Source organism: Janibacter sp. Soil728 (assembly GCF_001428305.1).
Taxonomy (GTDB): Bacteria; Actinomycetota; Actinomycetes; order Actinomycetales; family Dermatophilaceae; genus Janibacter.
Genome location: NZ_LMRZ01000001.1, coordinates 674,931 through 698,782, shown reverse-complemented (window position 1 = coordinate 698,782; position 23,852 = coordinate 674,931). Strand labels below are relative to the sequence as shown.

Below are 23,852 nucleotides of genomic sequence, written 5' to 3'. Positions count from 1 at the left end.
GCTCGGGATCAGCGGACGAGGCCGAGGGATTTGGCGATGATCGTCTTCATGACCTCGCTCGTGCCGCCGTAGATGCGGCTGATGCGGGCATCTGCGTAGAGACGGGCGATGGGGTACTCGGTGATGTAGCCGTAGCCACCGTGGATCTGCAGGCACTTGTCCACGACTCGTGCCTGGACCTCCGTGGTGAAGAGCTTGAGCTTCGCCGCGTCGACCGCGTCGAGCTCGCCACGGTCGTGGGCCTCGAGCGCCTGGTCGACCATGGCCTGGGCCGCGGCGACGTCAGCGGCGCACTCCGCGAGCACGAACTTCGTGTTCTGGAAGGTCGACAGCGGCTTGCCGAAGATCTTGCGGTTGTTGGCGTACTCGGTGGCCAGCTCGACGGCCCGGGTGGCCGCCGCCGTTGACGAGACCCCGATCGTCAGCCGCTCCTGGGGAAGGTTGTGGGACAGGTACCCGAAGGCCCTGCCCTCCTCCCCGAGCAGGTCCTCGACGGGGACGCGCACGTCGGTGAAGGACAGCTCCACGGTGTCCTGCGCGTGCAGCCCGAGCTTGTCCAGCGTGCGACCGACAGCGAAGCCCTCGGAGCGCGTGTCCACGACGAGGATCGACAGCCCGCCACGCCGGTCCGACTCGTCCGCCGGGGAGGTCCGGCAGATGACGAGGACCCGGTCGGCGTTGCGGCCACCGGTGATGAAGGTCTTGCCACCGTTGAGCACGTAGGAGTCACCGTCACGGACGGCCGTCGTCGCGATGCCGGCGAGGTCGGACCCGGTGCCCGGCTCCGTCATGGCGATGGCGAGGACGATCTCGCCGGCAGCAACCGCGGGCAGCCAGCGGGACTTCTGCTCGTCGTCGGCCAGGTGCAGCAGGTACGGCAGGCAGACCTCGGAGTGCACGCGCATCGAGCCGAGGTTGACGTCGTTGCCGACCGTCTCCTCGATGAAGGCGGCGTTGTACTTGTACGAGTCCTCACCGGCACCGCCGTACTCCTGCGGGATCTGCACGCCGATGAAGCCCATCTCGGCTGCCTTGCGGTAGATGGCCTTGTCAGGCAGGCCGTCCTCTTCCCACTGGGCGTAGTGCGGGGTGACCTCCCGCTCGACGAAGGTGCGGACTGCGGAGCGGAAGGACTCGTGGTCCTCGGTGTAGACGGTGCGGCGCATGGGTCTCCTCGAAGAAGGGCGGACTGTGGATCAGCGTGAGACGAGGCCCGCGAGCCGGGACTCGATGATGTCGGCAGCGCCGTCGACGATGCGCTCGACGAGGTCGTGCACCGTCGGGATGTCGTTGATGAGGCCCTGGACCTGGCCGACGCTCCAGATACCGGCATCGAGGTCGCCCGACTCGTAGACCCCCTTGCCACGCTGACCGGCGACCAGATGACGGACGTCCTCGAAGGCGGCGCCCTCGGCGAGACGCTCGACGACCTCACGACTCACGGTGTTGCTGGCGACCCGCGTGGTGTTGCGCAACGGACGGAAGATCAGCTCGGTGTCCAGCTCCGAGGCATTGACGATGCCCTGCTTGACGTCATCGTGGATCGGCGCCTCGACGGTCGCCATGAACCGGCTGCCCATGTTGATGCCATCGGCACCCAGGGCGAGTGCCGCTGCCAGGCCACGGGCATCCCCGAAGCCACCGGAGGCGACGAAGGGGATGCTCAGCTGGTCCGCGGTCCGCGGGATGAGGACCAGTCCGGTGATGTCGTCCTCACCGGGGTGGCCCGCGCACTCGAAGCCGTCGATGCTCACCGCGTCGACACCGAGCGACTGTGCCTTGAGTGCGTGTCGGACGCTCGTGCACTTGTGGATGATCTTCACCCCGGCCGGCTTGAGCGCCTCGACGTGCTCTGCGGGCAGGTTGCCCGCGGTCTCGACGATGGTGACGCCGCCCTCGATGATCGCTTGGCGGTACTCGGCGTAGGGCGGCGGAGTGATCGCCGGAAGAATCGTGAGGTTGACGCCGAAGCGCTTGTCGGTCATCTCCCGCGTGCGGGCGATCTCCTTGGCCAGGTCCTCCGGGGTCGGCTGGGTGAGGGCGGTGATCATGCCGAGCGCACCGGCGTTGGCGACGGCGGCGACGAGCTCGGCGCGGCCGACCCACTGCATGCCGCCCTGGACGATGGGGTGCTCGACGCCGAAGGTCTCGGTGAAGCGAGTGCTGATCCTGGACACGTGTCTCTCCTGGGTGGTCGTCACAGCCGCCAGCGGCCTTCGAAGACGGGGTCCGTCTTGTCGAGGAAGGCTTGTTTGGCTGCGGGGGCGTCGGTGGCGAAGTTGATGAGCTGCGAGCGGGCCTCGGAGTCGAGCGCCTCGCGCAGGTTCTGGTTGGTGCCCTCGTGGAGCATCAGCTTGTTCAGCGCCATGGCGGTCGGTGGCCCGGCGGCCAGCCGCGACGCCAGGTCTGCGACACAGGCGTCGATCTCGTCCTCGTCGCGCACCCACGTGACCATGCCGATCCGTTCGGCCTCTGCGGCGTCGATGATCTCGCCGAGCAGGGCCAGCCGCTTGGCCTGCTGCAGACCCACGATGCGCGGCAGCAGCCAGGCTCCACCGAAGTCCAGCGAGAGGCCGCGGCGGACGAAGATCTCGGAGAATCGGGAGCGCGGCGTGGCGACGACGAAGTCGCAGCCCAGGGCGAGGTTGCACCCGGCGCCAGCAGCGATCCCGTCGATGCGCGCGATCACGGGCTTGGGCATCTCGTAGAGCGTGACGGCGATGTCCGAGAAGCCATTCATGCGCGTCAGCGGGTGTCGCGGATCCGGGGGTCCTGCGAGGTCCGCGCCGCTGCAGAAGTCCTTGCCGGCTCCGGTGAGCACGATCGCCCGGACGGCCTCGTCCTCGCGGACCGCACGCACGATCTCACCGAGGCGCATCCAGGAGGCCGTGGTCATCGCGTTCTTGCGCGTCGGACGGTTCAGGGTGATCGTCGCGACCCCGTTCACGGTGTCGAGAAGGACCTCGCCCTCGGCTCCCGAGGGGATGCTCGTCGCATCTGTCATCGTCGCTCGGCCTAACCTTCCAGGGGCCACGCTCGGTCTCGCGACCGGAGCGCGCCTCCACGTCATCGGGGGGTGCACTCATCAAACGTCAGCCTCGCAGGTGAGGGCAAAGACCCACCCACGAACCGGCCGATAGGCGGTACCTATGCGGCTGCTCGGCAGCACGACGAAGCGACGACGGGCTCGTGGACGGCGATCGTCCACGAGCCCGTCGGGCACCTCGGGTCAGCGAAGGGAGAGTCCTCCCCCTTCGCCCTCGGGAGCCGCATCGACCACCACGGTGGACCCGTCCCGTATGTCACCGGACAGCAGGCCGGTGGCCAGCCGGTCACCGATCTCCTTCTGCACCAGACGGCGCAACGGTCGCGCACCGTAGGCCGGGTCGTAGCCGGTGTCGGCCAGCCACTCGCGAGCGGCCGGGGTGACCTCGAGGTCGATGCGCCGGTCGGCCAGGCGGCCACCCAGCTCGCGCACCTGCAGCTCGACGATGTGGCTGAGCTCGTCACGGCTGAGCGCGTCGAAGATGACGACCTCGTCGAGCCGGTTGAGGAACTCCGGCTTGAAGGCCCTGCGCACGACCCCCAGGACCGACTCCCGTCGGGCCTCCTCCTCGATCAGCGGGTCGGTGAGGAACTGGCTGCCGAGGTTGGAGGTCATCACGAGGATGACATTGCGGAAGTCGACCGTGCGGCCCTGGCCATCGGTCAGGCGACCGTCGTCGAGGACCTGCAGCAGGATGTCGAAGGTCTCGGGGTGAGCCTTCTCCACCTCGTCGAGCAGCACGACCGAGTACGGGCGACGGCGCACGGCCTCGGTGAGCTGGCCGCCCTCCTCGTAGCCGACATAGCCCGGAGGCGCGCCGATGAGGCGCGCGACCGCATGCCGCTCGGCGTACTCCGACATGTCGATGCGCACCATCGCCTTCTCGTCGTCGAAGAGGAAGTCGGCCAGGGACTTGGCCAGCTCCGTCTTGCCGACACCCGTCGGCCCGAGGAAGAGGAAGGAGCCCGTCGGCCGGTTCGGGTCGGAGATGCCGGCCCGCGAGCGGCGCACCGCGTCGGAGACCGCACGCACGGCATCGGTCTGACCGATGAGGCGCGAGCCGATGATCGACTCCATGCTCAGCAGCTTCTCCGACTCGCCCTGCAGCAGACGCCCGGCGGGGATGCCGGTCCAGGCCGAGATGACCTCGGCGATGTCGTCGGCGCCGACGCGCTCCTTGACCATCAGGTCCGTGTCGTCGCGCACGGCTTCGGCCTCGCTGGCCTGCGCGAGCTGATCCTCGAGCGTGGGGATCTCGCCGTAGAGCAGGCGCGAGGCACCCTCGTAGTCACCGTCGCGCTGCAACCGGTCGGCCTGCGTGCGCAGGTCGTCCAGCCGGGCCTTGAGGTCACCGACCGCGTTGAGGCCGGTCTTCTCCGACTCCCAGCGAGCGGTGAGACCAGCCAGCTCCTCGGACTTGTCGGCGAGGTCCTTGCGCAGCCGCTCCAGCCGCTCCTTGGAGGCCTCGTCGGTCTCCTTGGCCAGGTGCAGCTCCTCCATCTTCAGCCGGTCGACGGCACGCTGCAGCTCGTCGATCTCGACCGGGCTGGAGTCGATCTCCATGCGCAGGCGCGAGGCGGCCTCGTCGACGAGGTCGATCGCCTTGTCGGGCAGCTGGCGGCCGGTGATGTAGCGGTCGGACAGCGCGGCGGCCGCGACGAGAGCGGAGTCCTCGATGGCCACCTTGTGGTGGGCCTCGTAGCGCTCCTTGAGCCCGCGCAGGATCGCGATCGTGTCCTCGACGCTCGGCTCACCGACGAAGACCTGCTGGAAACGGCGCTCCAGCGCCGGGTCCTTCTCGATGTGCTCCCGGAACTCGTCGAGCGTCGTCGCACCGACCAGCCGCAGCTCACCGCGGGCGAGCATCGGCTTGAGCATGTTGCCGGCGTCCATCGCACCCTCACCCGATGCGCCGGCGCCGACGACCGTGTGGAGCTCGTCGACAAAAGTTATGACTCCCCTGCCCTGTTCTTCATAACCCTTGATCTCCTCGAGCACGGCCTTGAGCCGCTCCTCGAACTCGCCGCGGTACTTCGCCCCCGCGACCATCGCACCGAGGTCCAGGCTCACGAGCCGCTTGCCGCGCAGCGACTCCGGCACGTCGCCGGAGACGATCCGCTGGGCCAGGCCCTCGACGACCGCGGTCTTGCCGACGCCGGGCTCGCCGATGAGGACGGGGTTGTTCTTGGTCCGGCGCGAGAGCACCTGCACGACGCGACGGATCTCGGCATCGCGGCCGATGACCGGGTCGAGCTTGCCGTCGCGAGCCATCGCCGTCAGGTCGGTGCCGTACTGCTCGAGGGCCTCGCCCCCTTCGGCCGGAGTCTCCGAGCTGACCTTGCGGCCTGCTCGCAGCTGCTCGACCTTGGTCTCCATGTCCGTGGCGCCGCGCTTCTCCACAGCAGCCAGGTGGCCCGTCTCGGCGAGCGCGAGCAGCAGCAGGTCGAGGGCGAGGAAGTCGTCCCCCTTCGCCCGCATCAACGTGTCGGCCTGCTGCAGGACGGCGAGCAGCTCACGGCCAAGCGTCGGGGGCGCTGCCGCACCGCTCGTGGTGGGCAGGGCACGCAGCGCGGCATCGGCTTGGCCGAGCACGTGGGGCGCACCGGTCCCGGCAGCCTGCAGGAGGGTGTCGCACTGCGGGGTGTCGAGCTGCACGAGGGCGCTCACGAGGTGCGCCGGGGTGACCTCGGGGTGTCCCTGGGTCTGGGCGTGACGCTGGGCCAGGGCAAGCGCCTCGGCCACCTTGGTGGTGGGCTTGAAGTCCATGGGTCTCCTTCGCACGGGGGTGATCGTCTGCTGTGATCAACCTGTCCAGAGTTGAGTCTATTCCGCTCAACCCTGAGGTGCGTCAGGACGTCGTGCCTCCGGACGGACGAGCCCACCCACGGCCTTGGGCCACCGCCTCAGAGGCCGGCGCGACCGCGCAGGTGCGGTCGCGGGCCGCCCCACGCTGAGAGCACCTCGCGCGCCGAGTCGTCGATGCTCCAGGTCTTCCCGGTGGTCCGCTCGACGAAGACCGTCGTCGACTCGAAGACCATGGCGGGGGCCTCGTGGCCGGCCGTCACCGCCTCGCCCGCGAGGACGAAGCTGCTACCGCCGATGTAGGGGATCCACAGGCGCATGGTGACGGGCCCGTCGTCGGTGAAGACCTCGCGCCGGTACTCCAGCTCGTTGCGGGCGACGACCGCCATGGCCACCTCGCCGATGGTCTCGAGGAGGCCACCGACATACCGGGAGGAACCGCGCAGCGCCGCCCCGAAGAAGGCCATCCGGGCCTCGTCGACGTAGCGCAGGAAGGCGACATTGGAGATGTGCGCCGCCGGCGAGAGATCGGCGATCCGGATCGGGATGTCGAAGGAGTAGGCGCCCTCGGGCGCTGCGGAGGAGGAGGTCACCGGGGGTCGCTCTCGTGAGGTGTCGGGGGCACGGGTGGTCTCGACGGTCACGCCGTCACCCCTGCGGCGGCGAGCACGCGGCGCGCGCGGTCGATCACCGGCTTGTCGATCATCGTGCCGTCGACGGCGACCGCACCGGAGTCGGCCTCGTCCCACGCCGCGAGGACCCGGGTGGCCCAGGCGACCTCGTCGGCGGAGGGGGCGAGTGCCGCCGCGACGACCGGGACCTGCCGTGGGTGGATGCACAGCTTGGCGCGAAACCCGACACGCACCGCGTGGCGGGTGTCGGCCTCGATGACCTCCGTGTCGTCGATCGAGCCGCTCACGCCGTCGACGGGCGCCGGCAGCCCGGCCGCGGCCGAGGCGACGACGAGCTGGGTGCGCAGGGGCCACAGGGCGTCGTGGTCGTCGGGGTGGAGCCCGAGCTCGGACGACAGGTCGAAGTTGCCGAAGGCCAGGCGGACGACTCCCGGCACCTTGGCGGTCTGCGGTGCCGACAGGATGCCCTGGGCAGTCTCGATGAGGGCGAAGACCGCCGCGTCCGGACGGGCCTCGCGCAGGCGGGCCACGAGCGTTGTGACGACCTGCGGGTCCTGCGCCTTGGGCAGCACCACGACATCGACGTGGGGCGCCAGGGCGGCGACGTCATCGTCGAAGTACTCGGTGTCCGGCGCGTTGACCCGCACGACCCCGGTGCCGGCCCCGGCGAACCAGCTCACAGCCGCGTCGCGGGCCGCCCCCTTCGCCTCGGGCGCGACGGCGTCCTCGAGGTCGATGATGATGGCATCGGCACCCGAGGCCGCGGCCTTGCCGTACCGCTCGGGCCGGTCTCCGGGCACGAAGAGCATCGTCTGCGCGGCCGCCACATCAGCGGCGGTCGTCGGGGTGGTGGTCATCAGTGGCTCGTCTCGTCGTCGGGGTCCCGCACGGTGGCGGTCGCGGTCGTGCGGTCGTGCACGTCGAGCACCTGGACGCTCGGGTCGGGGCCGTCCAGCTGACCATCTCCGGTCGGAGCCACCGAAGCGGTCACGACCTGGGTGCCGACCATCGGCGCCTTGAGTCGGTAGTCCAGAACCTTGCCGATGAGGCCCCCACCGTCACGCCGCACGAGCTCGCCCATGAGCAGCGCCTGCAACGGACCGTGGACCACGAGACCGCCGTAGCCCTCCACCGCGCACCAGCCGAGGTCGTAGTGGATGCGGTGCCCGTTGTAGGTCAGTGCGGAGAAGCGCATGAGCGCCACCTCGTCGGCCCGCAGCCGCACCGTGGGGCCGTCGACGGTCGGTGGCGCCGCGTCGAGCGACCCGAGGGGGACGCTGGTCGGTGATCCCGCCTGGCGGTAGACGATGTCGTTGTCCTCGCGGACGGCAACCTCGCCACCCTGCGACACCTCGGTCCGCACGGTGGCGAACCGCAAGGTTCCCGAACGCCCTTCGACGATGCGCGAGCCGGTCACCCAGGTTCGCCGCGTCGCCTCCGCACCCAGCCGCAGGGGACGAAGGGAGTGGACCCGCCCTCCGGCGAACATCCGCTTCATCCCCTCCCCCGGAGGGGCGGGCACCCCGGTGAGGGGGTGCCCGTCCGGACCGATGTGCGCGGCAGCGGGCCGCTCGAGGAGGTAGACCCAGTGCCACAGCGGAGGCAGCTCGCCGAGACCGATGACCTCGTGGTCGAGATCGAGGAGCCCGGCGAGACCGATCGCCGGCCCGGGGTCGAGCGTGGCCGTGACCTCCGAGCGATCGGTGTCCGCCACCTCCTCGAAGGGGGGTACCTGCGTCGAGGTCATGGCGCGACCGAGTTGCGCTTCACCAGCTGGGCCGCGATGACATTGCGCTGGATCTCGTTGGTTCCTTCACCGACGATCATCAGTGGGGCGTCGCGGAAGTAGCGCTCGGCGTCGAACTCCGTCGAGTACCCGTAGCCGCCGTGGATGCGCACCGCGTCGAGGGCGATCTCCATGCCGACCTCCGAGGCGAAGAGCTTGGCCATCCCCGCCTCCATGTCGGCCCGAGCGCCACTGTCGTAGACGCGGGCGGCGTGCAGGGTGAGCTGTCGGGCGGCAGTGAGCTTGGTGACCATGCCCGCGAGGTAGGCGCCGATCTGCTGGTGCTTCCAGATCGGCTTGCCGAAGGACTCGCGGTCCTGCGAGTACTGCAGGGCGTCCTCGAGGGCTGCCCGGCCGACGCCCAGCGCTCGCGAGGCCACCTGGAGGCGCCCGACCTCGAGACCGCGCATCATCTGTGCGAAGCCCTGCCCCTCGACACCACCCAGGACCTGCGCCGCATCCATCTGCAGGTCCTCGAAGACGAGCTCGCAGGACTCGACGCCCTTGTAGCCGAGCTTGGGCAGGTCACGGCTGACGGTGAGCCCACCGCCGGTGTCCGAGCCGCCCATGTCGTGGCCGTCGAGCTGCTCCTTGTCGACGAGCAGGATCGAGATGCCCTGGTGGGCCGGCGAGGCCTTGGGGTCGGTCTTGCACAGCAGCGCGATGAGCGTGGACCTGCGCGCGTTGGTGATCCACGTCTTGCTGCCGTTGACGAGGTAGCCACCGTCGGCGCCACGGGCCGCGGTGCGCATCGCCTGCAGGTCCGAGCCGCCGCCGGGCTCGGTGAGCGCCATCGTCGCGCGCACCTCGCCGGTGGCCATGCGGGGCAGGTAGCGGTCCTTCTGCTCCTGGGTCCCGTAGTCCTGGATGAGCTTGGCGACGACGGTGTGGCCGCCCATCGCTCCCGCGAGACTCATCCACCCGCGAGCCAGCTCCTCGGTGACGAGGACATAGCAGGGAGTGCTCACCTTGCCCGGGCCCCAGGGCTCGTCGATGGCCAGCCCGAAGATCCCGATCTCCTTCATCATCTCGATGTAGGACTCGGGGTACTCGTTGGCGTGCTCGATCTCGCGGACGGTGGGTCGCACCTTCTTGTCGACGAAGTTGCGGACGATCTTGACGAGCTCCCGCTCCTCCGCGTTGAGGTCCTCCATGGGTTCCTTCTCTCTCAGCCGGTGACGAGGGTGATCTGCTGGGCGATGACCGCCGGTCGCTCCACGCCCTCGATCTCGATGACATAGCGCGTGATGACCTGGGTCCCCTTGGGCAGGTCGTTGACCTGCTCGAAGGTTGCGGTCGCGCGCACCCGCGAGCCGACGGGGACGGGGTTGGTGAAGCGCACGCTGTCCAGCCCGTAGTTGAGCCGTGCCCCGCCGAACTCGAGCGCGAAGAGCCGCGCACCGAAGGACGGCACCATGGAGAGCGTGAGGAACCCGTGAGCGATGGTGCCGCCGAAGGGGCCCTGCTTCGCGCGGTCGACGTCGACGTGGATCCACTGGTGGTCCCCTGTGGCGTCGGCGAACTGGTTCACCTGCTCCTGGGTCACCTCGACCCACTCCGTCGTCCCGATCTCCTGCCCGACGAGCGACTTCAGCTCCTCGAGGTCGGCGATGGACCTGGGGGCGCTCATGCGTCGACCCGCTCGAAGATCGCCGCGAGGCCCTGGCCGCCACCGATGCACATCGTCGCGAGACCGTACTTGCCGTCACGGCGGTGCAGCTCACGGGCGAGCGCACCGGTCATGCGACCGCCGGTCGCGCCGACGGGGTGGCCGAGCGAGATGCCGGACCCGTGCACGTTGGTGCGCTCGTGGTCGGCGTCGGTGAACTTCCACTCGCGCATGACGGCCAGTGCCTGAGCGGCGAAGGCCTCGTTGAGCTCGATGACATCGAGGTCGGCCAGCGTCAGGCCGGCGGAGTCGAGCGCCTTGGCCGTCGCCGGGACGGGCCCGATGCCCATGACCTTGGGCTCGACGCCCGCGACGGCCCAGGACTTCAGGCGCATGAGGGGTTGCAGGCCCTGGGCCTCGGCGGTGGCGCGGTCGGTGACGATGACGAAGGCAGCAGCGTCGTTCTGCCCCGAGGCATTGCCCGCGGTGACGGTGGCCTCCGGGTCGACCTTGCCGAGGATGGGGCGCAGCCCGGACATCGTCTCGATCGACGCGTCGTGACGGATGTGCTCGTCCTGGTCGACGACGAGGTCGTCACCCTTGCGACGGGGCACCCGCACCGGGATGATCTCCTCGGCGAGGATGCCGTCGCGCTGGGCGGCGGAGGCGCGCTGGTGGGACTGCACGGCCAGGGCGTCCTGCTCCTCGCGCGAGATGGAGTACTGCTTGCGCAGGTTCTCGGCGGTCTCGATCATGCCGCCGGCCACCGGGTAGTTGAACCCGCCTGCGGTCTCCCGACCGCGGCCCATCATGTCGTGCATCTTGACGCCACCCTTGGCTCCCCAGCGCATGTCGAGGGAGTAGAAGGCCGCGTTGCTCATCGACTCGACGCCACCGGCGACGACGCAGCTGTTGGCGCCCGTCATGACCTGCATGACGCCCTGGATGATCGACTGGAGGCCGGAGCCGCAGCGTCGGTCGAGCTGCATGCCGGTCGTCGTGATCGGCAGGCCGGCGTTGAGGGCGATGACGCGGCCGATGGCCGGCGCCTCACCGTTGGCGTAGCAGTGGCCGAGGATGACGTCCTCGATGACCGACGGGTCGATGCCGGTCTTGTCGACCAAGCCGGTCATGAGCTGGGTGCCGATGTCGGCCGGAAGCAGTGGCCGCATCGATCCGCCGAAGGCAGCGACGGCGGTGCGGTAGGGGGCGCAGACGACGACGTCTTGGGGGTCACGCATGGGGGTTCTCCTGCACGTTCGTGAAGTGGTGGGGGGCTGGGCTGGATGGAATGAGGTGGAGCGGGCTCACATGAAGCGGCCGCCGGTGACCTCGAGCACCGTTCCGGTCATGTAGGAGGACAGGTCGGAGGCGAGGAAGAGGGCGACCTTGGCGACCTCGTCCGGCTCTCCGGCTCGCTGCATGGGGATCTCGACCATCTTCTGGTCCCAGGCCTTCTGCGGCATGGCCTCGGTCATCGCCGAGCGGATCAGGCCCGGCTGGATCGCGTTGACCCGGACGCCGTGGTGGGCCATCTCCTTGGCCGCAGCCTTGGACATGCCCACGATGCCGGCCTTGGCCGCGGAGTAGTTGGTCTGGCCGACCATGCCGACCTTGCCCGAGAGCGAGGAGATGTTGACGATCGCGCCGGACTTCTGCTCCCGCATCACCGCGGCCGCCAGCCGGGTGCCGTTCCAGCAGCCCTTGAGGTGCACGGAGATGACCGCGTCGAAGTCGTCCTCTGACATCTTGCGCATGGTGGCGTCTCGGGTGATGCCGGCATTGTTGATGAAGACGTCGAGACGGCCCCACCGCGTGCATGCGGCGTCGATGAGCGCCTGGACCTGCTCGGCGTCGACCACGTCGCAGGCGAGCCCGATGGCCTCGCCGTCGAGGCCGGCGGCAGCCTCCTGCGCGCGGGCCCCGTCGAGGTCGCCGATGACGACCTTTGCGCCCGCCGCGACGAACTGCTCCGCCATGGCCAGACCGAGGCCCTGGGCCCCACCGGTGATGACGGCGATCTTGTCCTTGAGCAGTGTCATGCGATCTCCCTGAGATGAGTGTCGGCCGAGTCGACGACGCGCGACGTCAGCAAGGTGGTGAAGCGGGCCTGGCCGAGTCGGTCGGCAAGGACCTCGTGCGTGTGCTCGCCCACGGCAGGTGCGGGCTGTGGAGCAGGTCTGCGCGCGTCGAAGACGAGCGGGGATCCCGGGGCGAGGTGCTTCCCGATACCGGGCTGGTCGAGCTCGGCGAAGAGGGGGTTGCCACCCAGGTCCTCGGCGGCCTCCTCGAAGGTCTGGTAGGCCGACCAGAGCACGCGGTGCCCGGCGAAGGTCTCGGTCAGACCGTCCAGGTCGTGCCGTGCGAACCATGGCTCGAGGAGCGAGCTGATCACCTCTCGGTAGGCGTAGCGCACCTGCTCGTCGTCGAGGTCGATCTGCAGTGCCTCTTCGAGGCCGACGACGGCTGCTCGCAGCCCGGTGATCTCCAGGAGGGTGTGCCAGTGCCGAGCCGTCAGGACCACGAGCATGATCCGATGGCCGTCGGAGAGAGCGAAGTCGCGCCCGTAGGTGCCGTACACGTGGTTGCCGTCGGCACCACGGGTCACGGGGTCCAGCTGGGCCTGCGTCAGGAGGCCCAGGTTGCCGGCGGTCGCGAGGGCGACATCTTCGAGGGCGAGGGTGATGCTCGCGCCGACGCCGGTCTCGTCCCGCTGCCGCAGGGCCGCGAGCGCGCCCGTCGCGAGGTAGAGGCCGGCGGCGATGTCCCAGGCCGGCAGGACGTGGTTGACCGGGACCGACTGCCCGCGCGGGCCGGTCACCTGCTGGAAGCCGACCTTGGCCTGGGCGATGTAGTCCACCGACGATGCGCCGGACCAGGTCCCGCTGAGGCGCACGTGGACCAGGGCAGGGTTGCGCTCGCGCAGGGCCTGCGCCGTCACCAGTCCTTTGTAAGGGGCATTGGCGATGACGACATCGGCGTCCTCCGCCAGGCCAGCGACGACTTCCTGCCCATCAGGCGTGGAGAGGTCGACGGCGATGGCGCGCTTGCCCTTGTTCAGCCCGGTCCAGTAGTAGCTGGACCCTCCGTTGGTGGTCGGCAGGCGGGTGCGGTCCGGTGCACCGCCCGGTGCCTCGATGCGGATGACGTCCGCGCCCAGCTGCGCGAGGGTGAGGCCGCACAGGGGCGTCGCCACATAGCTCGACAGCTCGAGGATCCGCACCCCCTCGAGCGGCAGGCGGGGCCCGCCCTGCGTGGGGCTGGTCATCGACGCGCTCCGCGGACCATCTGCTTGGCGATGATCGTGCGCTGGACCTCGCTCGTGCCCTCGTAGAGGCGGAAGAGCCGGGCATCGCGGTAGAAGCGCGAGACCTTGACCTCCTGCATGTAGCCGAGGCCACCATGGATCTGCACGGCCCGGTCGGCCACCCGGTCGACCATCTCGGTGCAGAAGAGCTTGGCCGCCGACGGCGCCATGCGCATGTCGCTGCCGTCGTCGTAGGTACGAGCGGCCTCGACCACCATCGCCCGTCCGGCGTAGGCCTCGGTGTGGCAGTCGGCGAGCATGCCCTGGACGAGCTGGAAGCTCGCGATCGTGGAGCCACCCTGGGTCTGGGTCGTCGCGTGGGCCACGGACTCCTCGATGAGGCGCTCGGCGAGGCCGACGCACAGGGCCGCGATGTGCAGGCGACCCTTGGCGAGCGAGCGCATCGCCGCGGAGAAGCCCTCCCCCTCCACGCCACCGATGAGTGCACTGGCCGGCACCCGCACCTGGTCGAAGAAGACCTCCGCGGTGTGCGCGCCCCTCTGGCCCATCTTGGCGTCGGCGGGTCCGACGCTCACGCCGTCGAGGGCGGACTCCACGGCGAAGACCGAGATGCCCTTGGTCCCCTCGGAGACGTCACCCGTGCGGGCGAAGACCATGAAGACGTCGGCCTCGGGCGCGTTGGTGATGAAGCGCTTCTGCCCGCTGATCAGGTAGTCGTCACCGTCCTTGACCGCCTTGGTCCGCAGACCGGACGGGTCCGAGCCCGCGTCGGGCTCGGTGAGAGCGAAGGAGGCGATGAGCTCGCCCGCTGCGAGGCCGGGAAGGTACTTCTCCTGCTGCTCCGGCGTGCCGAAGTTGACGAGCACCTGGCCGGCGATGCCGTTGTTGGTGCCGAACATCGAGCGGAACGACGGGGTCGTGCGTCCGATGACCATGGCGAGCTGGACCTCCTCGGACATCGTCAGTCCGAGGCCGCCGTGCTGCTCTGGCAGCGCGTACCCGAACAGGCCCATGCGGGCGGCTGCCGTGCGGATGCGCTCGGGGATCTCGTCGGTCTCCTCGATCTCGTCCTCTGCCGGGACGACCTCCTTGTCGACGAAGGCGCGCACGGCGTCGAGGATGGATGCGAATTCTGCGGACTCCATCAGCTGGGTCCCTCTCTCTTCGTTGAGCGGTGATGTGTGGGTGCGGGGTCTGCCGTCACTGGACGGTCTGGTGCTCCCGGAGTGCGGTGATCTCGTCGGTGGACAGGCCCAGGCGGGTGAGCACGCCCGAGGTGTGCTCACCCAGTGCCGGGACGTCGCCCATGGGGAGCTCGACGTCTCGGAAGTTCATCGGCGGGAGCACGGCGCGCACGGGCCCGACCTCGGTGCCCACCTCGCGCCAACGGTCCCGTTCGCTCAGCTGGGGATGCCCGACGAGACCTGACATGTCGTTGATCTGAGCGGCGGCGACGCCCGCGCCGGCGAGCGCCTGCTCGAGCTCGGCCGTCGTCATCCGGCGAGTGCGCTCGGCGACGGCCCCGTCGAGCTCGTGCCGGTGCCCCACGCGGTCGACGTTGGTGATGAAGCGCGGGTCGAGAGCGAGCTCCGGGTCGCCGAAGACCTCGTGGCACAGCAGCTGCCAGCCGCGATCGTTCTGGATGCCGATGAGAACTTGGCCGTCGGTCGTCGGGAAGGCGTCATAGGGGGCGATGGCCGCGTGACTCAGGCCCATCCGCGGGATCTGACGGTCCTCGTAGAGCTGCACGTACATCGGGTGACCGAGCCACTCGACGGTGGAGTCGAACATCGAGATGTCGATGACAGCACCCTGACCGGTCCGCTCACGTCGGTAGAGCGCCGCGAGCACGGAGGAGAAGACGTACATGCCCGCAGCGATGTCCGAGGTGGGGATACCGGTCTTCGTCGCCTCGAGGGGCGTGCCGGTGATCGACACCAGACCGGACTCTGCCTGGACGAGCATGTCGTAGGCCTTGCGGTCCCGACGCGGACCGCTCGTGCCGTAGCCCGTGAGCCCGACGGCGACGAGACGGGGGTTGCGCGCCGTGAGCGTCTCGATGTCGAGCCCGAGCCGGTCGGCCGCGCCCGGCGCCAGGTTCTGCACGAAGACATCGGCCTCGTCGATGAGACGCAGCACGAGTGCGCGCCCCTCCTGCGACTTCAGGTCGAGGGCGATCGACTCCTTGCCCCGGTTGAGCCAGACGAAGTGGGAGGCGAGGCCACGCACCGAGGCGTCGTAGGCCCGTGCGAAGTCCCCTTCACCGAGCCGTTCGACCTTGACGACCTCGGCACCCAGGTCGGCCAGGTGGCGGGTCGCGAGGGGTGCGGCGACGGCCTGCTCGAGGGCGACGACGCGGACTCCCTCGAGCGGGAGGTCGGAGCGAAGGGTGGACGACTGTGTCATGCCTTGATCCTCTCTAGCCGCATTGAGATCTTCAAGCGCTATCTGGATATCGAACTAATACCGTGAAAGAAACAATCAGTCAGGCGAGCTTGACGAGCCCGAGCTGCCCGAGGGATGCCACGTGGCGCCCGGCCACGAAGAGCTCGCCGGCACCGAGCGCCCGCCCGTGGGACACCCTGGCGACCGTGACGTCCATCTGCACCCAGTCGGTGAGGTCCGGCAGCTCGTGGAAGACGATCGTGTGGGTCAGGCTGAGGATGCGACTGCCGACCACGTGCCGACTCGTCCCCGTGTTGCGGAAGGCAGGCTCGAGGAGGCTCATGTCGGAGACATAGGCGATGACGGCCGCCACTCGCAGCGGGTCCCCCACGAGCTCGCCCCGCAACCGCCACCACAGGCTCTGGTCAGGACTGCGCACCGGCGCCGGCTCGAGGAAGGCCGGCTCCTCGACGTGCCGCAGGTCGACCGGCCGCTCGATCCGCCACCAGACAGGGATGCGCTCGTCGCCGCCGTGACGTGTGGCCAGGTCCACGACCTCGTCCGGCCCGACCACCTCACGCGGCTGGATCGTCGCGTAGGAGGGCAGGTCCTCGCGCACCAGCCCGAGGCGGACCGTCGCTGCGAACAGCTCGGACCCGTCGTCGGCGACGAGCCGCACCCGACGACTCACCAGGCTGGGGGCCTCACTGATCGTCTCGGCATGCCACCTGTTGAGACCGGTCACGGGCACCCCGGCGAGGAAGTCCGCCTGCAGGCTGAGCGGCACGACACCCCGCGGCATCCCCTGCCCGGCGATCATGACGGCCTGGGCCAGGAGCAACCCGCCGAAGACCCTGTCGTCGGGTACGGGCTGGTCGGGGACGGTCCAGGTCGTCCCCTCGCCCTCGCCGCGCTCCGCCGTCGGCGTGAGCATCTCCCACAGCCGCTCCAACGTGATGTCGTCGGTCATCTGGGACCACCTCTCGAGTACGTGTGGCACCGAGCGTATGGCCGATTCAGGTATGGATCCGAAGGACATTGATGCCCATATGACATCAGTTGTGGGTCCAAGAAGTATTGGAGTTCACCCACCACTTCGTTGCACGCTGGTCCCAGAATGCCGTCACCGATGACGGCGAGTGGTCAAGGACGACCACCGACGAAGGGAGACAGCGTGCGGAGAAGAGACCTCCTCAAGCTCACCGCGGCTGGGTCACTGCTCACCCTGACCGGGTGCGGGACCAACAAGGGCGCGGCGTACGTCAATGGCAGGCTGTCGATGGCCGTGATCACGACCTACGGCACCGGCACGGCGACCTATGCCGACATGGCTGCGGTCGCGAATGCGGTGACCGACGTCAAGGATCTGCGCACGCGCATCATGACCTCGGACACCGCGATCGGACGCCTGGCGCCGGTCCGCAAGGGCCAGGCCACCTTCTCGCGCACCGGCGACGAGTACATCTTCGCCTTCCGCGCGGAGTACGAGTTCGCCGGCAAGGACTGGGGTCCGCAGCCGACCCGCGTCGTGTGGGCCCCCACCGCGCCGCACGGACTGCTCACCCGGGAGAACACCGGGATCCGCGAGCTGAGCGACATCAAGGGCAAGAAGGTCCCGCTCATCACGGCCAACCCTTCGGTCAACAGCAAGATCGGCGTGGCGCTCAAGGCCGCCGGCCTCACCGAGGACGACGTCGAGATGGTCCCGATCAGCTACGGCGAGCAGGCCGAAGGCCTCAAGGCCGGCAAGATCGACTTCCTCTTCCAGCAGGTCTACGGCTCCTCGCTCTTCGAGCTCGAGAGCTCGACCAAGGTTCGATGGATCACCTTCCGCGAGGACGATGCCGCCCTCCAGAAGGCGATCCGCGAGCTCAGCCCCTCTCTCATGCTCGGCTCGTTCACCGGCGCCCCCGGCCAGGCGAAGGGGCAGAGCGACATCGGGTACGTGTACTCGGTGCCCGTGGTGGCCTACTCGACGACGGACCCGGTGACCGTGAGCGACTTCGTCACCGCGATCCTCGACGCCTACCCGAAGTACAAGGACGCCACGAGGACGACGCAGGACTGGTCCCCCGAGGCTGCAGTCCTCGAGCCCCAGCAAGTCCCCTTCCACGACGGCCTCGTCTCCGTGCTGAAGGAGCGCGACCTGTGGACCACCGATGCGCAGAAGAAGCAGGACGAGCTGCTCGCGCTGGAACCCAAGCTCACGAAGGGGTGGGCGACCGTCACGGCCGGCCTCACCGATGACCAGGAGATCGCGGCCGCATGGTCGCGCTGGAAGGACGACAACGATGTCTGAGTCCGTCACCACCTCGACCCGGAGGTCCACCCGGTCGCGCATCTGGCGCGCCGTGGCCCTCCTCATGACCATCGCCGGCATCGCCGTCGTGATGAGCCAGATCTTCCTGTGGAACCCCTTCGGGCCCACGATGCTGACCAACCAGTTCCTCTACGTCGTGCTGGCCCTCTTCCTCTCCCAGGTCTTCATCTACTACCGCTGGCGCAAGCCGACCAAGAGCGTGGAGATGCTCGCGGCCGAGGAGTCGCCCGACCACGTCGACCCCGACCACCTGGACCAGGACAGCACCTTCGCGGTGCCGTGGTGGGACGCCCTGCTCTTCGCCGGCACTGCCGCGATGTGCCTCTACCTCGCGGTCAAGGCCGAGGACATCGTCAACTTCGGGTGGGACGTCAACGCGCCGGGCCAGATCGTCGTCCTGAGCTACCTCCTGTGGGCGGTCGTCCTCGAGGCGCTGCGGCGGACCGCCGGGCTGATCGTCACCCTCATCGCCCTGGCCTTCTCGCTGTACCCGATGGTCTCCGCGTCGATCCCCTTCCCCGTCCTCCAGGGCGTCCAGTTCGACTCCACCTCGGCAGCGCAGCGGCACTCGCTCGGCGTCGACTCGATCCTCGGGCTGCCCCTGCAGACGGCGGCCGTCATCCTCGTCGGCTTCCTCATCTTCGGCGTGACCCTCCAGCGCATCGGCGGCGCCGACTTCTTCGTGGACGTGGCGCGCTCGGTCTTCGGTCGCTCACGCGGAGGTTCGGCCAAGGTCGCCGTCGTCTCGTCAGCAGGCATGGGCATGATGTCCGGCAGCGCCGTCTCCAACGTACTGACCACCGGTCCGATGACCATCCCCGCGATGAAGAAGGCGGGCTACACCAAGACGTACGCGGCCGGCATCGAGGCGACGGCGGCAGCAGGCGGCTCGATCACCCCACCGATCATGGGAACGGCAGCCTTCCTCATGGTCTCCTTCCTCGGAATCCCCTACTCCGAGGTCGCGATCGCCGCCGCGATCCCCGCGTTCTTGTACTACCTCGGCATCTACATCCAGGTCGACGCCCACGCGGCGGGCCACAACCTGCGCGGTGAGGCCAAGCACCTGCTGCCGCGCATGTGGCCGACGGTCAAGGCGGGCTGGCCCTACATCTTCGCCATCGCCCTGCTGACCTTCCTCCTCGTCGTACGCAAGGACGAGGCCCAGGCTCCCTTCATCACCGTCGCCGCGATGCTCGTCATCGCCTTCGTCCGGCCGTCCGACCGGCTGCGGCTGCGTGGCCTGCGCGACATCGTCGTCTCCTCAGGTCGGGCGATCGCCGAGATCACCGGCATCATCGCCGGTGTCGGCCTCATCGTCGGCGGGCTCTCGATGTCCGGCGTCTCGCTCTCCCTCGCCCGCGAGCTCGTCGCGGTCGTCGGCGACAACGTCCTGCTCATCCTCATCGCCGGCGCGCTGACGTCCTTCATCCTCGGCATGGGCATGACGATCTCCGCGGTCTACGTCTTCCTCGCGATCGTCATGACTCCCGCTCTGGTTGCCCTCGACGTGAACCCCGTTGCGGCGCACCTCTTCGTCATCTACTGGGCCGCGGCGTCGTACATCACCCCGCCCGTCGCGCTGGCTGCCTTCGCTGCGGCCAACATCGCCAAGTCACACCCCATGAAGACGGGCTTCATGGCCATGCGTCTGGGGGCGGTGAAGTACATCATCCCGTTCTGCTTCGCCCTCAACCCAGCGCTCGTGGCGCAGGGCTCGCTGACCCAGGTCGGCCTCGCGCTCGGGCTGGCGATCGTCGGCGTCTTCGTCATGGCCTCCGGGTTCGAAGGCTGGATGCCGATCGTGGACCGCCGCCTCAACCTCGTGACCAGGACGATCGCCGTCGTCGGGGGTGTGTGTCTGCTCCTGCCCGACACCACCACTCACGTGGCTGGCCTGGTCACCACCCTCCTGCTGGCAGCCTTCCTGCGACTGCGGCCGCCGGCCCAGCACTCCGAGACCACGGAGCTCAAGGACAGGGAGCCCTCGGCGGTGCCGGCATGACCGCGCGCTCGTCGAAGGTGACAACGCTCCACGACGCGATCGCGACGCACGTCGCGGACGGGATGACGGTGGCCCTGGAGGGCTTCGGCCACCTCATCCCGTTCGCCGCCGGGCACGAGATCATCCGCCAGGGGCGTCGCGACCTGACGATCTGCCGCATGACGCCCGACATCCTGACCGACCAGATGCTGGCCGCGGGGTGCGTCTCCCGTCTGGTGGCCTCCTTCTTCGCGTCGGGTTCTGCGGGCTCCCTCTACGAGATCCGGCGACGTCTCGAGGACCACGACCCGGAGCCGCTCGAGGTGGAGGAGTACAGCCACTACGGCATGTACTGCAGGTACCAGGCGGGCGCGTCCAAGCTGCCCTTCTTCCCCCTTCGCTCGTACGTGGGCGGTGACCTCCCGCAGGTCAACGACCGGATCCGCAGCGTCACGAGCCCCTACGGGGACGGTGACGTCTACGTCGTGCCCGCACTCAACCCCGATGTCACGGTGATCCACGCACAGCGCGCGGACGAGTACGGCAATGCACAGGTCTGGGGCATCACCGGGGCCCAGCAGGAAGCGGCCTACGCCGCCTCACGCGTCATCGTCACCGTCGAGGAGATCGTGCCGACCGAGGTCGTCCGCTCCGACCCCAACCGCACGCTCATCCCGGCCCACGCGGTCGACGCAGTCGTCGAGGTCCCGCACGGCGCGCACCCCTCGTACGCGCAGGGATACTACGACCGGGACAGCGCCTTCTACCGCGAGTGGACCCCGATCTCGCGAGACCGCGACGCGATCCGCCGCTGGGTGCGCGAGGAGATCATCGAGCAGCCCGACCACGCCGCCTACCTGGAGCGGCTCGGGCGCGAGCGCCTCGAAGGGCTGCAGGTGGGGCCACGCCCGTCCGAACCCGTCGACTACGGAAGGAAGCGTCTGTGACCACCCTGGCCTCTCCACCACTCTCCGACGTCCGCCCCGACAGCACCGAGTACCTGGCGGTCGTCGCAGCGCGAGAGCTCGCTGGCGCCCGCCGGATCTTCGCCGGCGTCGGCCTGCCGACCCTCGCGGTGGACCTCGCCAAGCGCACCGTCAACGGTGACCTCGAGCTCGTCTACGAGTCGGGCGTCTGCGGCGCCCACCCGGAGACGATGGCCGAGGGGATCGCCGACTTCACCCTCGTCTCGGGCGCGGAGGCCGTGCTGTCGATGCAGGCGCTCTTCGGCTATGTCCTGCAAGGCGGCAATGTCGACGTGGGCTTCCTCGGTGCGGCCCAGGTCGACCGGGAGGGCAGCCTCAACACCTCGGTCATCGGCGACTGGGACCAGCCGCAGGTGCGCCTGCCGGGCTCCGGCGGCGCCGCCGACATCATCGCCAGCGCCCGGGAGTGCTTCGTCGTCCTCCGTCGCCACGACCTGTCCTCCCTCCCCGCGGAGGTCGACTTCTGCACCTCCCCCAGCCCGGTGCGTGCACACCGCGCGTCGGGACACCTCGCTCCGACAGGCGGTGGCGTCACGACGGTCATCACCCCGCTCGGAGTCCTGCGCCGCGACCCGGACGGTCCGGAGCTCGAGCTGGCCCAGGTCCACGCGGGCGTGAACGTGGAAGAGGTCCGGGCACGGACCGGCTGGGACCTGGTGGTCCGGGACGACCTCGTGACCACGCCCGCCCCGACAGTCGAGGACGTCCGGCTGCTGCGCGAGGAGATCGACACGGTCAGGCTGTACCTGCGGTGAGCCACGAGGGTGCGCAGGCCTTGGCGGGCGACGTCGCTGCCCCCCGGCCCCCCGGCCGCACCGCCTACCTCGCGCTCCTCTCCGTGACCTCGCTCGGCACCATCTCGAGCACGGTCATGTCCGCCCCGATCAACGAGATCGCGGCCACGATCGGGACCACGGACCGCGGCATCGTGCTCGCGGTGTCCGCCTTCACCGTGGCCATGGTCGTGACCTCCCCCGTCGCCGGGTGGCTCGCCGACCGGATGGGACCACGCAGGTACCTCTTCGTCTCGCTGCTGCTCATGGTCCTCGGACAGGGCATGGCCGGGGTCGCGGACGACCTGACGACGCTCGTCGTCGCCCGGACCGTCCAAGGCATCGCCTGCTCCGGCATCCCCGCCTGCGTCCAGTACCTCCTGTCGATGCACTGGCCCCACCGTCGCCGGCAGTCCATGGCCGCGTGGGCATCGGCGATCGGGATGGGCCAGGCCATCGGCCCCGTGACAGGTGGCGCCATCGCGCAGGCCTTCGGCTGGCGCTGGGTCTTCGGCGCCGCCGCGCTCGTCGTCGTGGTCGTGCTCGCCGTCCTCCTGCGCAGTCTCCCCGAGGCGAGCGCATCACCTGCCGTCGCCCTCATGGACGTGCGTGCCCTCATCGGCCTGACGGTGGGCTCGGGCCTGCTCGCCGTCGGGCTCACCGGCATGGGGCAGGGCCGGCCCGGCCCTGCTGCGATCCTCACCGCCGTTGCCGTCGTCCTGCTGGCCCTCGTCCTGCGACCCGGGCGCAGACCTCCCGTGCTCGGGGACATCGGGCGGGATCCCGGTTATGCCGTCACCACCATGGCCGCCGCCGCCTCGATGGCCGCGATGGGCATCACCCTCGTCAGCGTGCCGGTCTACATGGGCACGGTGCTCGACCTCGGGCCCGGCGTCATCGGGGCATCGACGCTCACCATGGCCATCGGCATGGTGAGCTTCGCCCCTCTCGCCGGGCGGATCGCCGGTCGGGTGGGCACCCGGCGCACGCTCGCCTGCGGGCTGCTGCTCATCGCGATGACGACCACCGGCCTGGCGCTGGCCGAGAGCCAGGTCACGACGGTGTCCGGCCTGCCGGTCATCCTCGCGTTGCTCTACGGGGTTGGCTGCGGTATCGCCACGGTGCAGAGCATGGCGGCGGTGGCGCTGCTCGAGGTCGCGGGCAGCTCCGGCTCCGCGATGGGTGTGCACAATGTCGGACGATTCTCCGGGCTCTGCGCGGGGTACGCCTGGCTGGCCCTGACCATCCCTCTCGACGAGCCACTGCTCGTGCACGCCGGGTCGGCAGGAGTCGCATTGGTGACCTTGCTGACGATGGTGCTCACGCGCCCCCACCTGTCCAGCATCAGCGGGCGTCTCGCTCCCCGCTCGGGAAGACCTGCTCAGACATCTCGATGACCCGACGCAGCGCCGGGCTCGGGTCGTCGGCGCGCCACGCGAGGCTGGCGTGGGTATGAGGGTCCGGTCCGTCGAGCGGCACGATCCGCAGGCCGCGTGGGTCGAGCGCCTCGAAGGCGCTGTCGATGCTCAGGGTGATGCCGACGCCCGCGCGGACGAGCGCCATGATCGTCCAGCTGTCCGGTGCCTGCTGGGCGATGCGCGGGATGAAGGCTGCGGCATGCGCCCGACCGAAGAGGGCGTCGCGCACGACGGACCCCGTGGCGGCGTCCAGGACCACCCACGACTCACCCGAGAGCTGCTCCATCCGCAGCTGCTCGTGGTCGGCGAGAGGGTGGTCCTCCGGCAGGGCGATGATCAGGCTCTCACGCTGGACGACACGTGCCGCGATGCCCGGCGGCGGACCGTCCGCGAAGCGCACGATGGCCATGTCGAGGTGGTGGCTCATCAGCTGGCCGACGACGTCGCTGCCGTAGATGAAGCTGGTCAGCCCGAGCTCGATCCCCGGGAAGGAGCTGCGCATCGCCCGAGCCAGATCGCTCACGGGGCCGTGTGACGACGGACCGGCGAACCCGACGCGCACATGCCCGGTCTCGCCCGCACCAGCGTGGACCACCGCACGCTCGGCCTCCTCGAATGCGCCGATGATCATCCGAGCATGGGGCAGGAGCGCCTGGCCCTGGACCGTGAGCCGCACCGACCTGGTCGTGCGCTCGAAGAGCGAGCTGCCCAGACTGCGCTCGAGCTGCTTGATCGTCCGGCTGAGCGGCGGCTGCGCCATGTGCAGACGTTGGGCTGCGCGACCGAAGTGCAGTTCTTCGGCCACAGCGAGGAATGCCCGGACGTGGTGAAGTTCCATGCTGC

The 23,852-nt window shown here is 69.5% G+C and carries 21 protein-coding genes; 5 read left to right on the top strand and 16 right to left on the bottom strand.

What is annotated here, in order from left to right; genetic code table 11:
• Nucleotides 1-8: 8 nt before the first annotated feature.
• From ASG73_RS03380 to ASG73_RS03310, 15 genes are all read right to left on the bottom strand, one after another.
• Complete coding sequence (locus ASG73_RS03380; protein WP_055990699.1) at nt 9-1,166, bottom strand: acyl-CoA dehydrogenase family protein; 1,158 nt, start codon at nt 1,164-1,166, stop codon at nt 9-11.
• Nucleotides 1,167-1,196: 30 nt separating this feature from the next.
• Nucleotides 1,197-2,177 (bottom strand): NAD(P)H-dependent flavin oxidoreductase, encoded by a 981-nt coding sequence (locus tag ASG73_RS03375; RefSeq protein ID WP_235499342.1) that lies wholly within the window; start codon nt 2,175-2,177, stop codon nt 1,197-1,199.
• A gap of 20 nt (nt 2,178-2,197) precedes the next feature.
• Nucleotides 2,198-3,004, bottom strand: a complete 807-nt coding sequence (locus ASG73_RS03370) for an enoyl-CoA hydratase/isomerase family protein (protein ID WP_055990696.1) — start codon at nt 3,002-3,004, stop codon at nt 2,198-2,200.
• A 225-nt stretch (nt 3,005-3,229) separates the two neighbouring features.
• A complete protein-coding gene (clpB, locus tag ASG73_RS03365) occupies nt 3,230-5,812 on the bottom strand; it encodes an ATP-dependent chaperone ClpB (RefSeq protein ID WP_055990692.1) in 2,583 nt (860 codons plus the stop codon).
• Between the two features lie 137 nt (nt 5,813-5,949).
• Nucleotides 5,950-6,492, bottom strand: a complete 543-nt coding sequence (locus ASG73_RS03360; protein ID WP_055990689.1) for an acyl-CoA thioesterase — start codon at nt 6,490-6,492, stop codon at nt 5,950-5,952.
• A complete protein-coding gene (locus tag ASG73_RS03355) occupies nt 6,489-7,337 on the bottom strand; it encodes an HpcH/HpaI aldolase/citrate lyase family protein (protein WP_055990686.1) in 849 nt (282 codons plus the stop codon). Before ASG73_RS03355 ends, ASG73_RS03360 begins: the two co-directional genes overlap by 4 nt.
• The gene (locus ASG73_RS03350) at nt 7,337-8,227 is read right to left on the bottom strand and encodes a hypothetical protein (protein ID WP_055990683.1); all 891 of its coding nucleotides are present in this window, start codon (nt 8,225-8,227) and stop codon (nt 7,337-7,339) included. Before ASG73_RS03350 ends, ASG73_RS03355 begins: the two co-directional genes overlap by 1 nt.
• On the bottom strand, nt 8,224-9,420 hold the full coding sequence (locus tag ASG73_RS03345) for an acyl-CoA dehydrogenase family protein (protein ID WP_055990680.1): 1,197 nt from the start codon (nt 9,418-9,420) through the stop codon (nt 8,224-8,226). The genes ASG73_RS03350 and ASG73_RS03345 overlap by 4 nt, the downstream gene beginning before the upstream one ends.
• A 14-nt stretch (nt 9,421-9,434) precedes the next feature.
• Nucleotides 9,435-9,896, bottom strand: coding sequence for a MaoC family dehydratase (locus ASG73_RS03340; protein WP_055990677.1), 462 nt, complete (start codon nt 9,894-9,896; stop codon nt 9,435-9,437).
• Nucleotides 9,893-11,116 carry an acetyl-CoA C-acetyltransferase gene (locus ASG73_RS03335; RefSeq protein ID WP_055990675.1) on the bottom strand — a complete coding sequence of 408 codons (1,224 nt, stop codon included), beginning with the start codon at nt 11,114-11,116 and terminating at the stop codon, nt 9,893-9,895. The genes ASG73_RS03340 and ASG73_RS03335 overlap by 4 nt, the downstream gene beginning before the upstream one ends.
• A 66-nt stretch (nt 11,117-11,182) precedes the next feature.
• Nucleotides 11,183-11,917 carry a 3-oxoacyl-ACP reductase FabG gene (fabG, locus tag ASG73_RS03330; RefSeq protein ID WP_055990672.1) on the bottom strand — a complete coding sequence of 245 codons (735 nt, stop codon included), beginning with the start codon at nt 11,915-11,917 and terminating at the stop codon, nt 11,183-11,185.
• Entirely contained in the window at nt 11,914-13,143 is a 1,230-nt protein-coding gene (locus tag ASG73_RS03325; RefSeq protein WP_082566953.1) for a CoA transferase, read from the bottom strand. Before ASG73_RS03325 ends, fabG begins: the two co-directional genes overlap by 4 nt.
• A complete protein-coding gene (locus ASG73_RS03320) occupies nt 13,140-14,288 on the bottom strand; it encodes an acyl-CoA dehydrogenase family protein (protein ID WP_055990669.1) in 1,149 nt (382 codons plus the stop codon). Before ASG73_RS03320 ends, ASG73_RS03325 begins: the two co-directional genes overlap by 4 nt.
• 55 nt (nt 14,289-14,343) lie before the next feature.
• Nucleotides 14,344-15,549 carry a CaiB/BaiF CoA transferase family protein gene (locus ASG73_RS03315; RefSeq protein WP_055990666.1) on the bottom strand — a complete coding sequence of 402 codons (1,206 nt, stop codon included), beginning with the start codon at nt 15,547-15,549 and terminating at the stop codon, nt 14,344-14,346.
• A 79-nt stretch (nt 15,550-15,628) separates the two neighbouring features.
• On the bottom strand, nt 15,629-16,498 hold the full coding sequence (locus ASG73_RS03310) for an acyl-CoA thioesterase (RefSeq protein WP_055990663.1): 870 nt from the start codon (nt 16,496-16,498) through the stop codon (nt 15,629-15,631).
• Nucleotides 16,499-16,702: 204 nt separating this feature from the next.
• On the opposite strand from ASG73_RS03310, the gene ASG73_RS18260 reads away from it, so the two are divergent.
• Genes ASG73_RS18260 through ASG73_RS03285 form a run of 5 tightly spaced genes read left to right on the top strand, consistent with a single transcriptional unit; the run spans nt 16,703 to nt 22,988 of the window.
• Nucleotides 16,703-17,827 (top strand): TAXI family TRAP transporter solute-binding subunit, encoded by a 1,125-nt coding sequence (locus tag ASG73_RS18260; RefSeq protein WP_055990660.1) that lies wholly within the window; start codon nt 16,703-16,705, stop codon nt 17,825-17,827.
• Nucleotides 17,820-19,853 carry a TRAP transporter permease gene (locus ASG73_RS03300; protein ID WP_055990655.1) on the top strand — a complete coding sequence of 678 codons (2,034 nt, stop codon included), beginning with the start codon at nt 17,820-17,822 and terminating at the stop codon, nt 19,851-19,853. Before ASG73_RS18260 ends, ASG73_RS03300 begins: the two co-directional genes overlap by 8 nt.
• Complete coding sequence (locus ASG73_RS03295; protein ID WP_055990652.1) at nt 19,850-20,779, top strand: CoA transferase subunit A; 930 nt, start codon at nt 19,850-19,852, stop codon at nt 20,777-20,779. Before ASG73_RS03300 ends, ASG73_RS03295 begins: the two co-directional genes overlap by 4 nt.
• Entirely contained in the window at nt 20,776-21,573 is a 798-nt protein-coding gene (locus ASG73_RS03290) for a CoA-transferase subunit beta (protein WP_200946656.1), read from the top strand. The genes ASG73_RS03295 and ASG73_RS03290 overlap by 4 nt, the downstream gene beginning before the upstream one ends.
• Nucleotides 21,570-22,988, top strand: coding sequence for an MFS transporter (locus ASG73_RS03285; RefSeq protein WP_055990649.1), 1,419 nt, complete (start codon nt 21,570-21,572; stop codon nt 22,986-22,988). The genes ASG73_RS03290 and ASG73_RS03285 overlap by 4 nt, the downstream gene beginning before the upstream one ends.
• On the opposite strand, the gene ASG73_RS03280 is transcribed toward ASG73_RS03285, so the two are convergent.
• Nucleotides 22,936-23,847, bottom strand: a complete 912-nt coding sequence (locus tag ASG73_RS03280; RefSeq protein ID WP_055990646.1) for a LysR family transcriptional regulator — start codon at nt 23,845-23,847, stop codon at nt 22,936-22,938. The two genes, ASG73_RS03285 and ASG73_RS03280, sit on opposite strands and share 53 nt — an antisense overlap.
• Nucleotides 23,848-23,852 lie beyond the last annotated feature (5 nt).